13 protein-coding genes are annotated in these 14,111 nt (G+C 70.5%); 12 read left to right on the forward strand and 1 reads right to left on the reverse strand.

Annotated features, from left to right (window positions below):
• Positions 1-3: 3 nt before the first annotated feature.
• From queA to aspS, 9 genes are all read left to right on the forward strand, one after another.
• Positions 4-1,044, forward strand: a complete 1,041-nt coding sequence (gene queA, locus HZF19_RS05715; RefSeq protein ID WP_208027794.1) for a tRNA preQ1(34) S-adenosylmethionine ribosyltransferase-isomerase QueA — start codon at positions 4-6, stop codon at positions 1,042-1,044.
• On the forward strand, positions 1,041-2,147 hold the full coding sequence (tgt, locus tag HZF19_RS05720; protein ID WP_208027795.1) for a tRNA guanosine(34) transglycosylase Tgt: 1,107 nt from the start codon (positions 1,041-1,043) through the stop codon (positions 2,145-2,147). Before queA ends, tgt begins: the two co-directional genes overlap by 4 nt.
• A 93-nt stretch (positions 2,148-2,240) precedes the next feature.
• Entirely contained in the window at positions 2,241-2,570 is a 330-nt protein-coding gene (yajC, locus tag HZF19_RS05725; RefSeq protein ID WP_208027796.1) for a preprotein translocase subunit YajC, read from the forward strand.
• A 4-nt stretch (positions 2,571-2,574) separates the two neighbouring features.
• The gene (secD, locus tag HZF19_RS05730; protein ID WP_208027797.1) at positions 2,575-4,410 is read left to right on the forward strand and encodes a protein translocase subunit SecD; all 1,836 of its coding nucleotides are present in this window, start codon (positions 2,575-2,577) and stop codon (positions 4,408-4,410) included.
• Complete coding sequence (gene secF, locus HZF19_RS05735) at positions 4,407-5,528, forward strand: protein translocase subunit SecF (RefSeq protein ID WP_208027798.1); 1,122 nt, start codon at positions 4,407-4,409, stop codon at positions 5,526-5,528. The genes secD and secF overlap by 4 nt, the downstream gene beginning before the upstream one ends.
• A 132-nt stretch (positions 5,529-5,660) precedes the next feature.
• Entirely contained in the window at positions 5,661-7,883 is a 2,223-nt protein-coding gene (locus HZF19_RS05740; protein ID WP_208027799.1) for a RelA/SpoT family protein, read from the forward strand.
• A 44-nt stretch (positions 7,884-7,927) separates the two neighbouring features.
• Positions 7,928-8,203 carry a hypothetical protein gene (locus HZF19_RS05745; RefSeq protein ID WP_208027800.1) on the forward strand — a complete coding sequence of 92 codons (276 nt, stop codon included), beginning with the start codon at positions 7,928-7,930 and terminating at the stop codon, positions 8,201-8,203.
• Between the two features lie 47 nt (positions 8,204-8,250).
• Positions 8,251-9,546, forward strand: coding sequence for a histidine--tRNA ligase (gene hisS / locus HZF19_RS05750; RefSeq protein ID WP_208027801.1), 1,296 nt, complete (start codon positions 8,251-8,253; stop codon positions 9,544-9,546).
• Positions 9,547-9,592: 46 nt separating this feature from the next.
• A complete protein-coding gene (aspS, locus tag HZF19_RS05755; protein WP_208027863.1) occupies positions 9,593-11,326 on the forward strand; it encodes an aspartate--tRNA ligase in 1,734 nt (577 codons plus the stop codon).
• A gap of 5 nt (positions 11,327-11,331) precedes the next feature.
• Here aspS and HZF19_RS05760 read toward each other — a convergent pair whose 3' ends face one another.
• The gene (locus tag HZF19_RS05760) at positions 11,332-12,042 is read right to left on the reverse strand and encodes a hypothetical protein (protein ID WP_208027802.1); all 711 of its coding nucleotides are present in this window, start codon (positions 12,040-12,042) and stop codon (positions 11,332-11,334) included.
• A gap of 38 nt (positions 12,043-12,080) precedes the next feature.
• On the opposite strand from HZF19_RS05760, the gene HZF19_RS05765 reads away from it, so the two are divergent.
• Genes HZF19_RS05765 through HZF19_RS05775 form a run of 3 tightly spaced genes read left to right on the forward strand, consistent with a single transcriptional unit; the run spans position 12,081 to position 14,079 of the window.
• Positions 12,081-13,418: a replication-associated recombination protein A gene (locus HZF19_RS05765; protein WP_208027803.1), complete on the forward strand. Its 1,338-nt coding sequence runs from the start codon at positions 12,081-12,083 to the stop codon at positions 13,416-13,418.
• A complete protein-coding gene (locus tag HZF19_RS05770) occupies positions 13,415-13,831 on the forward strand; it encodes a DUF948 domain-containing protein (protein WP_208027804.1) in 417 nt (138 codons plus the stop codon). The genes HZF19_RS05765 and HZF19_RS05770 overlap by 4 nt, the downstream gene beginning before the upstream one ends.
• The gene (locus HZF19_RS05775) at positions 13,828-14,079 is read left to right on the forward strand and encodes a hypothetical protein (RefSeq protein WP_208027805.1); all 252 of its coding nucleotides are present in this window, start codon (positions 13,828-13,830) and stop codon (positions 14,077-14,079) included. Before HZF19_RS05770 ends, HZF19_RS05775 begins: the two co-directional genes overlap by 4 nt.
• Positions 14,080-14,111: the final 32 nt, after the last annotated feature.

Below are 14,111 nucleotides of genomic sequence, written 5' to 3' on the forward strand. Positions count from 1 at the left end.
CCGGTGGACAGCACAGCGTTCGACTACGAGCTCCCGACTGAGCGCATCGCCCAGGAGCCGCTGGCGGTGCGCGACGCGGCCCGGCTGCTGGTCGATCGCGGTCCCGGGACCGAGCCGGCCGACCGCACGGTGCGCGACCTGCCGTCGCTGCTCGAGCCCGGGGATCTGGTGGTGGTCAACCGCACCCGCGTCCTCCCGGCGCGGCTGCGCCTGCGGCGCCGCAGCGGCGGGGCGGCCGAGGTGCTGCTGCTGGAGGAACAGGCCGACGGCACGTGGCGAGCCCTGGTGCGGCCAAGCCGCAAGCTCCGGGTGGGCGAGTGGTTGACGAGCGACGACGGGTCGCTGCAGGTGGAGCTGGGCGACGACCACGGTGAGGGCCTGCGCACCGTGCACCTGGCGGCCTCCGGCGGCCGGTCGGTGCTGGACACCCTGGACGCGGTGGGCGAGGTGCCCCTCCCGCCCTACATCCACCGCCCCCTCGCGGATCCCGAGCGGTACCAGACCATCTTCTCGGCGGGAGGCGGCTCGCTCGGCGAGTCCGTGGCCGCGCCCACCGCAGGCCTCCACCTCACCGAGCGGGTGCTCGACGAGCTGTCACGGCGCGGCATCCAGGTGGTGTCGCTCGAGCTCGCGGTGGGGATCGGCACCTTCCGGCCCCTCAGCGCGGGCAAGGTCGAGGACCACGTCATGCACGCGGAGCACTACCGCATACCCGAGGCCACCTGGGCCCGACTGGAGCGGGCCTCGCGGGTGGTGGCCATCGGCACCACCACCGTGCGGGCGCTGGAGAGCGCGGCGGTGACCGGCCAGCTCGAAGGGCGCACCGAGCTGTTCATCCACGGTGACTACCCGTTCGCGGTCGTGGATCGGCTGATGACCAACTTCCACCAGCCGCGGTCGTCCCTGCTGGTGATGATCGACGCCTTCGTCGGCTCACGCTGGCGGGCGCTGTACGACCACGCCCTCGGCCACGGCTATCGATTCCTCTCCTTCGGCGACGCCATGCTCCTCACCCGCCACGACCGCTGGGTCCCGGGGGCATGACGGAGCTCATCGTCGAGGCCACCGACGGCCCGGCGCGCACCGGGTGGGTGGCGACGTCGCGGGGCCGCTTCCGGACGCCGTGCTTCATGCCGGTGGGCACCCGAGGAGCGGTCCGCACGCTCGCCGCGACCGACCTCGAAGGGCTCGGTACGCAGGTGATGCTCGCCAACACCTACCACCTCATGCTCCGCCCCGGCGCCGCCGTGGTCGCCGAGCTCGGCGGCATCCACGGCTTCGCCGCCTGGCCGGGCCACGTGCTCACCGACTCCGGCGGCTACCAGGTGTTCTCCCTCGGGCCGAAGGTGGACGAGGGCGGGGTGACGTTCCGCTCCACTTACGACGGCAGTACCCACCGGCTGACCCCTGAAGGCGCAGTGCGGATCCAGCAGCAGCTCGGAGCGGACATCCAGATGGTGCTCGACGTCTGCCCGCCGCTGCCCTCCCCACCCGAGGTGCTGCGCGTGGCCGTCGATCGCACCACGGCGTGGGCTGTCCGGGCCAAAGCCGCGTTCGCGCCGTTCCGTGAGTGCGGCTCGCCCCAGGCGCTGTTCGGCATCGTCCAGGGAGGGGTCGATCCCGCGCTGCGCAAGGAGAGCGCGATCCGCACCGTCGAGGTCGGCTTCGACGGCTACGGGATCGGCGGGCTGTCGGTGGGGGAGAGCCGGGCGGAGATGCTCGAGGCGCTCGAGGCCACGTTGACGCACCTGCCCATGGGGCAGGTGCGCTACCTGATGGGCGTGGGTGACCCGCTGGGCATGATCGAGGCCATCCGTCTCGGTGTCGACCTCTTCGACTGCGTGCTGCCCACCCGGCTGGCCCGGCACGGATCGGTCCTCACCTGGACCGGTCGGATGAACCTGCGCAACGAGCGCTACGCCCGCGACCCGGCCCCGCTCGACCCTGAGTGCGGGTGCGAGGTCTGTGCCCGCTATTCGCGCGCCTACCTCCGGCACCTGCTGCGGGTCCAGGAGCCCACCGCCCCCCGGTTGCTCACCATCCACAACCTGTCGTGGACCTTTGCGCTGATCGACGAGTGTCGCCGAGCCATCGCCATGGGCACCCTCGAGGCGCTTCGCGACCGGGTCGCCGACCACTGGGGGTGATCGAGGAGCCCGGGGGACGGGGCCGAAGTGGCCTGCAGGACGGGCTGGGCTAACCTGCTCCACGCCCGAGTTCGCCCATCCCCCCGGATCCTCATGGCCACCATCATCTTCCTGGTCCTCTTCATCTTGATGTGGGCGGTGCTGATCGTTCCCCGCCAACGCGAGTTGAAGCGCCACCAGGCGCTGATGACCCAGCTCGCCGAGGGGGACGAGGTGATGCTGGGATCGGGCGTGTACGGCACCATCACCGACCTCGAGGACGACCTCGCCCGGCTCGAGGTCGCCCCCGGGGTGGAGATCAAGGTGGCCAAGCGTGCGATCGCGGCGAAGGTCGAGGGTTTCGGTGAGCTGGCTGCCGCCGACGAGGCGCAGTTCGACATGACCGACGACCCCGTCAAGCGCAACGACTCCACGGGACGGTAGCCCCGTGCGGCGCCGGCGTGGTCTCGCCTCCCTCATCGTGTTCGTGGCCGTGGCGCTCGGCGCGCTCGGCTACACGCTCGCGGTCGGCAACAGCCCCCTGCTCGGTCTGGACCTGCAAGGCGGGGTGTCGGTCGTGCTCCAGCCGAAGGAGCAAGTCGACAGCGACGCCCTGGACCAGACCATCAAGGTGATCCGCCAGCGGGTCGATGCCCTCGGCGTCGCCGAGCCGGAGATCACCCGCCAGGGCAACACCGTCCTGGTCCAGATCCCCGGGGTCAAGGACAAGGACCGGGCGATCGAGCTCGTGGGACAGACCGCCGAGCTGCGGTTCCGGCCGGTCCTTGCCCAGTACGCCCCGACCCCACCGGCGAGCGAGGACGGCGGTACGGTGCCATCCGACTCGACCGTCCCGACCGACTCCACCACCACCACTCCGGCCGATCCGGGCTCCGCCGGCCAGCAGGGCGACGGATCCTCAGGGTCGTCTGATCAGCCGGCCACCACCGACTCGTCGGTCAGCGCGCCCGCGCCGAGCTCGACCGAGGCCGGCCTCGGCGTCCGCGGCGCCGCGCCGGGCGAGCAGGCGTTCGGGCGCCAACCTGGCGACGGGCTCACCGACACCGGTGTGCCGACCGACTCCAGCCCGAGCACCGTGGTGGGCGACGGAGCGGTGGCCACCGACGGTTCCGGCACGGTCAGCACTGGCGAGGCCGGTGCCACGTCCGCGCCCGGGCTGCCCTCCCTGCCTCCCGACGTCTGCCGCACCGGGGTACCGAGCGACCAGGACCTGCCCGATCAGCAGGTCGTGCTCCCGCAGTGCGATCCCCGCACGGGCGAGCTGGTGGCGGTGTACCTGCTCGGCCCCACCCTCCTCACCGGCGACGCGCTGGAGACGGCCCGGGCCACCCTCAGCTCGCAGGGCAAGTGGGTGGTCAACCCGGTGTTCAAGCCGGGCGCCGATGGCATCGACAAGTTCAACGCCGCGGCCAGCCAGTGCTACAGCGGCGGCACCACCTGCCCAGCTCAGGGCGGGGGCAAGGGCCGGTTGGCGATCGTGCTGGACGGGCGGGTGGTGTCCGCTCCCTCGATCAACGAGCCCTCGTTCAGCCGCGACCAGATCGAGATCTCGGGGGACTTCAACGAGCGCACCGCCCGGGACCTGGCCACGGTGCTCAAGTACGGCGCGCTACCCGTCGAGCTGGAGCGCCAGCAGGTCCAGATCGTCTCCGCCACCCTCGGCCGAGACGCCCTCACCGCCGGGCTGTGGGCAGGCCTGGTCGGGTTCGCCCTGGTCACCCTCTACATGGTGGCGTCCTATCGGCTGCTCGGCGTGCTGGCGATCGTCAAGCTCAGCCTGGAGGCCGCGTTGCTGTGGTCGATCATCTCCTACCTCGGGGAGAACAACGGGTTGGCGCTGACCTTGGCCGGCGTCACCGGCCTGATCGTCTCCATCGGCATCTCGGTCGACTCGAACGTCGTCTACTACGAGCACATGAAGGAAGACGTCCGCCACGGGCGCACCGTGCGCTCGGCGACCGACAAGTCTTTCGTCTCCGCGTGGAGCACGATCGTCAAGGCCGACGTCTCCTCGCTGATCGCCGCAGGGCTGCTCTGGTGGCTCACCGTGGGGCCGGTACGGGGCTTCGCCTTCTACCTGGGACTCTCCACCCTGCTCGACCTGATCGCGTCCTACTTCTACATGCGCCCCGCGGTCGGCTACGTCACCCGTAGCGGCGTGGCTGCCCGCAAGCCACGCTGGTTCGGTCTCCCGGCGCCGGAGGCCGAGCCGGGCGCGACCCCCGCCGTGCCACCGCGGGAGAAGGCGACGGTGGGGACATGAGCGGCGCCGGAGGTGGCCTCGCTCGCCTCATGCGGGGGGAGACCCAGATCGACTTCCGGCGGTGGTGGGCTCGCGGCCTGGTGTTCTCCGCGGTTCTGCTGGTGGCCAGCCTCGGCTCCCTGCTCACCCGTGGGCTGAACCTGGGCATCGACTTCAAGGGTGGGGTGTCGTTCGAGCTGCCCGCCCCCGGGGTGTCGGTGGCCGCGGCCAGGGACGCGCTGGACGGCGTCGGGCAGGCAGGGGCCAAGATCCAGGTCGTCGGGGACGGAACGCTGCGGGTGCAGGGGCCGACGGAGTCGCCGGAGAAGTCCGCCGAGACCCGGCAGGTCCTCGCGGACCTCGCCGGGGTGAACCCGAGCGAGGTGAACGTCAGCGAGGTCGGCCCCTCGTGGGGGGACGAGATCACCCGGTCCGCGATGCGGGCGCTGGTGATCTTCCTGGTCGCGATCCTCGTCTACCTGTCGCTGCGGTTGGAGTGGCCGATGGCGCTGGGAGCGCTGGCCGCGGTGACCCACGACGTGCTGGTGAGCGTCGGGGTGTATTCGATCTTCCAGTTCGAGCTCACCCCGGCAACGGTGATCGCTTTCCTGACCATCCTCGGCTACTCGATCTACGACACCATCGTCGTTTTCGACAAGGTGAAGGAGAACGAGGGTCGCGTCGGCCTGTCGGGGCGGATGACCTACACGGAGATGGTCAGCCTCTCCATGAACCAGGTCATGCCTCGTTCGCTGAACACGACCATCACCTCGATCATGCCGGTGATCTCGATCCTGGTGGTGGGTGCCTGGTGGCTAGGCGCGGTGACCCTGCAGGAGTTCGGTCTGGCGCTGTTCGTGGGGCTGCTGGCCGGTGCTTACTCGTCGATCTTCGTCGCCGCGCCCACACTGGTGGCCATCAAGGAGCGCCAGCAGCGGTACCGCTCGATCCGCGAGCGGGTGCTCGCCAGCCGGGCGTCCTCCCGGAGCCCCGTCGAGGGGGAGCCGCCAGCCGCGCCGGAGGCGGCGTCCACCGCGACCCGCGCACCGTCTTCGCCCGGCCGTCCTGCCGGGGCCAGCGCGGTCACCTACAGCGGTGCGATCCCACCCCGGCCTCGCAAGAAGGGCAAGCGTCGCTGAGCAGCGGCGGCCTGGTCGACCGCGTCGGTGCGACCCTGGCCGGAGACCGGCGGAGCGGGTCTGCGGTGCCGGGGGCTTCGGGCCCTACCATGGTGTTGGTAGCGCTGGTACGCAGGAGGAGGTAGCGCGCGAGTGGCCACCGTCGATCGGGTGCTCCCGTGGCGCCGCCACAGCGCGCCCCCGTCGGAGGAGGTCGCCCCGCTCGTCGCCGCCTACCGCGAGCACCACCCCCGGGCCTCCACCGCGACCATCGCCCGGGCCTACGAGGCGGCCGCGGCAGCGCACCGTGGCCAGACCCGCAAGTCGGGCGAGCCGTACGTCACCCACCCGGTGGCGGTGGCCAAGATCGTCGCCGAGTTGGGCCTCGACGACGTGACGATCGCCGCTGCGCTGCTCCACGACGCGGTCGAGGACACGGGCATGACCCTCGCCGCGATCGAGTCCGACTTCGGCGAGGAAGTGGCCGCCATCGTCGACGGGGTCACCAAGCTGGACCGCATCAAGTTCGACTCGAAGGAGGCCCAGCAGGCCGCCACGATGCGCAAGATGCTCGTGGCGATGGCCAAGGACCTCCGGGTCCTGATCATCAAGCTCGCCGACCGCCTGCACAACATGCGCACCATCGCGGCCATGCCGGCGTGGAAGCAGGAACGCACCGCACAGGAGACGCTCGACATCTACGCCCCGCTCGCGCACCGGCTCGGGATGCAGGACATGAAGCAGCAGCTCGAGGACCTGGCCTTCGCCGCCCTGCACCCGAAGCGCTATGCCGAGATCGACCACATGGTCGCCACTCGCACCCCTGAGCGGGAGATCTACCTGTTCCAGGTCGTGGACGAGGTGCGGGAGCGGTTGAAGGAGCTGCGCATCACCGCCGAGGTGACCGGCAGGCCGAAGCACTACTGGTCGATCTACGAGAAGATGGTTGTGAAGGGCAAGGAGTTCGACGACATCTTCGACCTGGTCGGCATACGGGTGCTGGTCGACACGGTGAAGGACTGTTACGCCGCGCTGGGTTCGATCCACGCGACGTGGAAACCGGTGCAGGGCCGGTTCAAGGACTACATCGCCATGCCCAAGTTCAACCTCTACCAGTCGTTGCACACGACGGTCGTCGGTCCGCAGGGCAAGCCGCTCGAGGTGCAGATCCGCACCAGGGAGATGCACAGCCGGGCCGAGTACGGGGTGGCGGCTCACTGGAACTACAAGGACAACCACGCCTCGACCGCGGACCTGGCCTGGCTGAACCGGATCGTCGACTGGCAGCGCGAAACCGAAGATCCGGGCGAGTTCATGGCCAACCTGAAGGTCGACCTCGAGCAGGACGAGGTGTTCGTCTTCACCCCGAAGGGCCGGGTGATCACGCTGCCCAAGGGGGCCACCCCGGTGGATTTCGCGTACGCCATCCACACCGAGGTCGGTCACAGTTGCATCGGCGCCCGCGTCAACGGCCGGCTCTCACCCCTCGACTCGGAGCTGCAGTCCGGCGACACGGTGGAGATCTTCACCTCCAAGGTCGAGGGTGCAGGCCCGTCGCGCGACTGGCTGAAGTTCGTCGCCACCCACCGGGCGGCGAACAAGATCCGCCAGTGGTACTCGCGTGAGCGCCGCGAGGATGCCATCGAGAGCGGCCACGAGGATCTGATCCGCGCCATGCGCCGGGAGGGGCTGCCGGTGCAGAAGATCCTCCAGTCCAGGGTGCTCGACGAGGTGGCTGCCTCGTTGAACTACGCGGATCTCTCCGCGCTGAAGGCCGCCATCGGCGAGAACCACGTCTCGGCCAAGTCGGTGGCCGAGCGGGTGCGGAGGCTCCTACAGGATGTCGACCCGACCCGCGAGGAGCAGCTGCCGGTCACCGTGCGCGAGTCTCGGCGGCGACGCAGCACCGGAGTTCGTTCGGGCGTGCACGTGGAGGGCCTCGACGACCTCATGGTAAGGCTGTCGCGCTGCTGTACACCTGTGCCGGGCGACGAGATCATGGGGTTCGTCACCCGCGGTCGGGGCGTGTCGGTGCACCGCACCGACTGTGCCAACGCCATCTCGCTCTCGATGGGCCAGGCGGACCGACTGATCGACGTCGAGTGGGACAACGAGACGGCAGGCACGTTCGTGGCTTCGATCGAGGTGAAGGCGCTCGATCGCTCTCGGCTGCTCCGGGACGTGAGCGCCGCGCTGGCCGACCACCACGTGAACATCATCGCCTGCAACACGGTCACCGGCTCGGACCGCATCTCGAAGATGCGGTTCGACTTCGAGCTGGCCGACCCGTCGCACCTCGACTCGTTGATCAGCTCGATCAAGCAGATCGACAGCATCTACGACGCCTACCGCGTGCTGCCCGGCAAGGGCGCGTAGCGCACGAGCCGGCACCGGTCACCGGAGAGGGCTACCGTGACCCCATGTGCTGCGTCGTGCTCGTGCTGCTCGCGGGCGCGCCGCGGATCGGCCTGTTCCTGCTCTGGCTGTTCACCGACCGCCTGGCGCTCGCGTTCGACAGCTGGGTACTACCCGTCCTGGGCTTCTTCCTGCTGCCGTGGACTACGGCGTTCTACGTCTTGGCCTACGCCCCGTTGCGGGGCGTTGAGGGCATCGGGTGGCTGTTCGTGCTCTTCGGGTTCCTGCTCGACATCGGCTCGTACTCCGGAGGTGCCCGCAGCCGGCAGGAACGGGTGTGACCGCGACGGGTTTCGGGGTGTTGGGCGGCCGTCGGTAACCTGCCCGGGTGACCGAGAGCGCGAGCGGTGAGACCGAGCAGGCAGCCCTTCACGGCAGCCCGTTCAAGGCGCCCACCGGCACTCGCGACGTCCTCCCGCCGGAGTCGGGGCGGTGGGTGGCGTTCGTGTCCCTGTTCGCCGAGCACGCGACTCGCGCCGGCTACGGCCTCATCCACAGCCCGATGTTCGAGGAGATCGGCGTCTTCCGGCGGATGGGTGAGGGCACTGACGTGGTCCGCAAGGAGATGTACGACTTCCTCGACAAGGGCAACCGGCACCTGGCCCTCCGGCCCGAGGGCACGGCATCGGTGGTGCGGGCGTTCGTGCAGCACCGCCCACCCACACCGTGGAAGACCTGGTATGCGACGCCCAGCTTCCGCTACGAGCGCCCCCAGGCCGGCCGGTATCGCCAGCATCACCAGGTGGGCGTCGAGGCGATCGGCTCGGCCGATCCCGATCTCGACGTGGAGGTCATCGCGCTGCTGTCGGACTTCTACGTCGCGCTGGGCCTGCGGCAGGTGGAGCTGGTCATCAACTCGATGGGGACGCCCGCCGACCGCCGGGCGTACGTCGAGCGGCTCCGCAGCTTCCTCGTGGACCGGCTCGGCGAGCTGGCCCCGGAGGATCGGGAGAAGGTCGAGGCCCATCCGATGCGGGTGCTCGACAGCAAGCGGGCTCAGACCGTGGCTGCGGTAGCCGACGCGCCGAGCATCCTCGACGGCCTCTCGGACGAGGCGGTCGCCCACTTCGACCGGGTCCGGTCCGGCCTCGACAGCATCGGGATCGGGTACCGGGTCGAGCCCCGACTCGTACGGGGACTCGACTACTACACCCACACCACCTTCGAGTTTCGCAGCGGCGCGCTCGACGCGGCGCAGAACACCATCGGCGGTGGCGGCCGCTACGACGGGTTGGTGGAGGCACTGGGAGGCCCACCCACGCCGGGTATCGGGTTCGGGTCGGGCATCGAGCGGGTGTTGCTGACCTGCGACGCGGAGGGCGTCTTCGACGTGCCCCCCGCCGGGATCGACGTGTTCGTGGTCGACGTGGCCGGTGGCGAGCACGCCCGGGCCATCACCCTTGAGTTGCGCCGCGCCGGCATCCGCGCCGACCGGGGCTTCGATCGCCGCTCGATGAAGTCACAGATGAAATCTGCCGACCGCTCGGGTGCGGTCTGGGCGGTCATCATCGGCGACGATGAGGCAGCCACCGGCACGGTGATCCTACGAGACCTCCGCGGCGAGCACGGTCAGGAGCGGTTGGCCCGCACCGAGCTGCTCGATCGCCTCCACAAGCTGCTCTGAGCCTCGACGACCGAAGCGGGAGAGATCGGTGACCCACGTCGATTCCATGCGGACGGACTACTGCGGCCAGCTCGGGCCGGCCGATGTGGGGCGGGCTGTCGCGGTCTGCGGCTGGGTAGCCCGCCGGCGGGAACACGGCGAGCATCTGGCCTTCGTGGACCTGCGGGACCACACCGGTGTCGTACAGTGTGTCGTCGACGGGGCCCACGACCTGCGATCGGAGTACGTCGTGCGGGTGACCGGGCTGGTGCGGTCCCGTCCCGAGGGCACCGAGAACGCCAACCTGGCCACGGGCGCGATCGAGATCGGCGACTGCCACGTGGAGGTGCTCAACCCGGCGGAGCCGCCGCCGTTCCCGCTCGACGAGCGGGGTGAGGTCGACGAGGTCCTGCGCCTACGGCACCGGTACCTCGACCTGCGTACCGACCGCATGCAGCGCAACCTGCGGATCCGGGCCCGGGTCAACAGTGCGCTGCGCCAGGCCATGGAACGGCAGGGTTTCGTGGAGATCGAGACCCCGATGCTCATCGCCTCCACGCCGGAGGGGGCACGGGACTTCGTCGTGCCTTCACGGCTCTCCCCGGGCAGCTTCTACGCCCTCCCGCAGAGCCCCCAGCTGTTCAAGCAGCTCTGCATGGTCGGGGGGGTGGACCGCTACTACCAGATCGCCCGCTGCCTGCGCGACGAGGATCTCCGGGCTGACCGGCAGTTCGAGTTCATGCAGCTCGATGCCGAGGCCAGCTTCGTCTCCCAGGAGGAGGTCCTCGAGTTCATCTCCGAGGCGGTGTCCGAGGCAGTGGAAGCGGTCACCGGGACCCGCCCCGCGCCCTTCCCGCGCATCAGCTGGCACGAGGCGATGGAGCGGTTCGGTTCCGACAAGCCCGACGTGCGCTTCGGCATGGAGCTGGTCGAGCTCACCGAGGTCTTCGCCGGCACGGCGTTCAACGCCTTCCGAGCCGACTGCGTGAAGGGCATTCGGGTCGAGGGTGGCGCGTCGCGGACCCGTAAGCAGCTCGACGAGTTGACTGAGCAGGCCAAGCGCTGGGGAGCGAAGGGCCTGGTGTGGATGAAGGTCGAGGACGACCGTTCGCTCACCTCGCCCGTGGCCAAGTTCCTGAGCGAGGCTGAGCTGCAAGCGCTCGTAGAGCGCTTCGACCCCTCACCCGGGGACCTGCTCCTGCTGGTCGCCGACGAGCGGGCGGCGGTCCAGCGCGTCCTCGGCCTGCTCCGGCTCGAGCTCGGCCGTCCACCCGTGGACGAGGGCGGCCTCAACTTCCTGTGGGTGGTCGACTTCCCGCTGTTCGAAGGCCTCGACGAGCACGGCAGGCCGATCCCCGCTCACCATCCCTTCACCATGCCGCATCCGGACGACCTGGCTTTGCTGGACGAGGACGACCCGGCCCGGCTGCTCGCGGTGCGGTCCCAGGCGTACGACCTGGTGCTCAACGGATGGGAGCTCGGCTCGGGCAGCGTCCGGATCCACCGTGCGGACGTGCAGCGCACGGTCTTCTCCCTCCTCGGCATCGACGACGCCGAGGCCACCCGGCGATTCGGGTTCTTGCTGGACGCGTTCCGATTCGGCGCTCCGCCCCATGCCGGGTTCGCCTTCGGCATCGACCGGCTGGTAGCGCTGCTCGCCGGCGAGGAGAACATCCGGGAGGTGATCGCCTTCCCCAAGACCCAGTCGGGAGTCGACCCCCTCACCGGTGCGCCATCGGCGATCGACCCGGCGCAGCTCGAGGAGCTGGGTCTGCGGCTGCTGCCCCGGAAGGTGACCTGAGCTTCTCAGGTGGCGAGGGTCACGACCACGCTCCCCGCGGGCGCGGTCGGGAAGGCGCTGAGGTCGGTGTGAATGGTCACGGTGACCGCGGCGCCGGGTTTGGTGGCCACAGCCTGGTTGTCGGCGACGGAGCGGAGGCTGAAGCCCAGTCGTTCCAGCTCGTCCGCCAGCGCGCCGCCCACTCGCTCCGCGGTGGCGGTGGTGGTGGAGAAAACGACCCGGTGAGGGTCGACCGCTGGCGATGAGCCGACGAGGGGAGCCAGGTCGCAGGGCATCTGGATGCCCCGCACGGCTTCCGCGACCGTGATCGAGGCGCCCGTGGCTGCTGCGGGCTCGTCGACGGTGGCATCGGTCGAGGGTGCGAAGAGTCCGCTCCGGCCGGTCGAGGGAGCCCGCCCTAGGACCCCCGCAGTCCCGGGCTCGGGGCTCGAGGCGGCGGGGCCCGGGCCTGGAGCAGCGGGAGCGGGCGGGACCAGCTTCCCGCCGCCCGGCTCGGGCCCTGCGGCCCGGTCGTCGGTGACCGGTGAGGAGGAGATGAGCGGCGGCAGTGTGGAACCGGGCTCGAGTGGCGCTCCGGGAGCGGGTGTGGCGACCGGGGTCGCAGGGCGCTCGGCGGCGGGCTTGCCCCCGGTGAGGCGGCGGAAGATGCGGTAGGCATAGACCGTCAGCGAGGTGAGCAGCCACAGCCAGAAGACCACGACGAGGACCTCTCGCACCCGCTGATGCTCCCACAGGCGGGGCTAGCCTCGCAGCGATGCCGAAGCCGGCCCGTGGGGGAGCCGACGACTTGTTCGCTGCCGCAGCCGAGGATCAGCTCGCCCGCCAGGCGCCGCTGGCGGCCAGGCTCCGCCCGGCGACCCTCGACGAGGTGGTGGGTCAGGAGCACCTGCTCGGCGCGGGCAAGCCGCTCCGCACCCTGGTGGAGGCTGACCGGCTGTCCTCGGTGATCCTGTGGGGACCACCCGGTACCGGCAAGACCACCATCGCCCAGCTCACGGCGAAGACGACCGCGAAGGCCTTCGAGCAGCTCTCGGCGGTGTCCGCCTCGGTCAAGGATGTGCGGGAGGCGATCGAGCGGGCACAGGACCGGCTCGGTCAGCATGGTCAGGGCACCATCCTGTTCCTCGACGAGGTCCACCGCTTCAACAAGGCCCAGCAGGACGCGCTGCTGCCCGCGGTGGAGTCGGGCCTGCTGGTGCTCATCGGGGCCACGACCGAGAACCCCTACTTCGAGGTGAACCCGCCCTTGCTGTCCCGCTCTACCCTGTTCCGGCTCGAACCGCTCTCGGCGGAGGCGGTGGGCGTCCTCGTGGAGCGAGGTCTGCGAGCCGAGGGCGCGCAGATCGACGACGAGGCTCGGGCCCTGCTCGTCGAGCGGGCCGCCGGTGACGGCCGACACGCGCTCACCAGCCTCGAGGTGGCCGTAGCGCTCGCCGCGCAGCGGGGATGGCCGCCGCAGGTGAGCGTCGCCGACGTCGAGGCGGCCCTTGGTTCGAAAGCTCTGCGATACGGCCGCGACGATCACTACGACGTGGTGAGCGCCTTCATCAAGAGCATCCGGGGCTCCGACCCCGACGCCGGTCTGTACTGGCTGGCGCACATGCTCGAAGCCGGGGAGGATGCCCGTTTCATCGCCCGCCGGTTGGTGATCCTCGCGTCGGAGGACGTGGGGATGGCCGATCCGATGGCGCTCGTGGTGGCCGACGCCGCGGCGCGGGCGGTGGAGTTCGTGGGCCTGCCCGAAGCCCAGCTCAACCTGGCGCACGCCGTGCTCTACCTCGCCACCGCGCCGAAGTCGAACACGGTCGTCGAGGCCCTTGGCCGGGCTGCCGCCGATGTGCGGGAGCGGGGAGGTTCGGAGGTCCCGAAGCACCTCCGCGACGCCAGCTACCGGGGCGCGCGCTCGCTCGGGCACGGCGAGGGCTACCGCTATCCGCACGACGCTCCGGAGGGATGGATCGAGCAGGAGTACCGTCCTGCCCCGGTGGCAGCGCGCGTCTACTACGAGCCTTCCACGCACGGCTTCGAGGTTGCGGTCGCCGAACGGCTGCGCCGTCTACGCGGCCCCCGGTCGCAGGGTGGGGCCAGGTGAGCGCGGGTGATCTGGCGGCCGTGCTGGTCGCCGTGGGCGTGTTCGCCGCGCTGGTCGTGCTGCTCTACGCCGCGCAGTCACTACTGCGGGCGATGCGCGACCTGCGGGCGTCGGTCGAGCTCCTGCATCGGGAGACGGTTCCCTTGCTGGAAGAGCTCCGTGGCACGGTGCGTGAGGCCGGAGCGGAGGTCGAGCGGGTCGACCAGCTTCTCGAGGCCGCCGAGAGCATCGCTGCCACCGTCGATTCCGCGTCACGACTGGGTTACCTGGTCTTCCGCGCCCCGCTCATCCGATTCGTGGCGTTCTTCAAGGGGCTCGGTCGGTTCGCCCGCCGGCTCGTGCGCCGGCCCAGCGCTCGCGGGGCCCGCCGATCACGCTCCCGGACGGGCCGCGACCACCGGAGGGCGGCGTGATCCCCAAGCGGGTGTTCTGGTTCGTCGCCGGTGCAGCGTCGGGCTTCGGCGGCGCGGTGTACGCGTATGCCCGGGTGCGAGAGGTGCGGGGCCGCCTGGCCGCCGACCGGGTGGCGGGCACCCTTGCCGATGCGGTGCTCGGCACGGCCCGGACGGTCCAGGGCACGGTCCGTGAGGCGCTCGCCGAAGGTCGGGAGGCGATGCACGACGCGGAGCGACGCATCCGAGCAGAGCTCGACCGACGCTGAACCGCCGGACACGCCGTGGGGTTCGCACTCAG

Origin of the sequence: Rhabdothermincola sediminis, assembly GCF_014805525.1 — a bacterium.
In the GTDB taxonomy this organism is placed as follows: Bacteria; Actinomycetota; Acidimicrobiia; order Acidimicrobiales; family Acidimicrobilacustridaceae; genus Rhabdothermincola; species Rhabdothermincola sediminis.

Bases quoted from the DNA above. Each gene is read 5' to 3' on its own strand.
- tgt (WP_208027795.1), top strand. From the start codon at position 1,041: ATGACGGAGCTCATCGTCGAGGCCACCGACGGCCCGGCGCGCACCGGG.
- yajC (WP_208027796.1), top strand. From the start codon at position 2,241: ATGGCCACCATCATCTTCCTGGTCCTCTTCATCTTGATGTGGGCGGTG.
- secF (WP_208027798.1), top strand. From the start codon at position 4,407: ATGAGCGGCGCCGGAGGTGGCCTCGCTCGCCTCATGCGGGGGGAGACC.
- HZF19_RS05745 (WP_208027800.1), top strand. From the start codon at position 7,928: ATGTGCTGCGTCGTGCTCGTGCTGCTCGCGGGCGCGCCGCGGATCGGC.
- aspS (WP_208027863.1), top strand. From the start codon at position 9,593: ATGCGGACGGACTACTGCGGCCAGCTCGGGCCGGCCGATGTGGGGCGG.
- HZF19_RS05765 (WP_208027803.1), top strand. From the start codon at position 12,081: ATGCCGAAGCCGGCCCGTGGGGGAGCCGACGACTTGTTCGCTGCCGCA.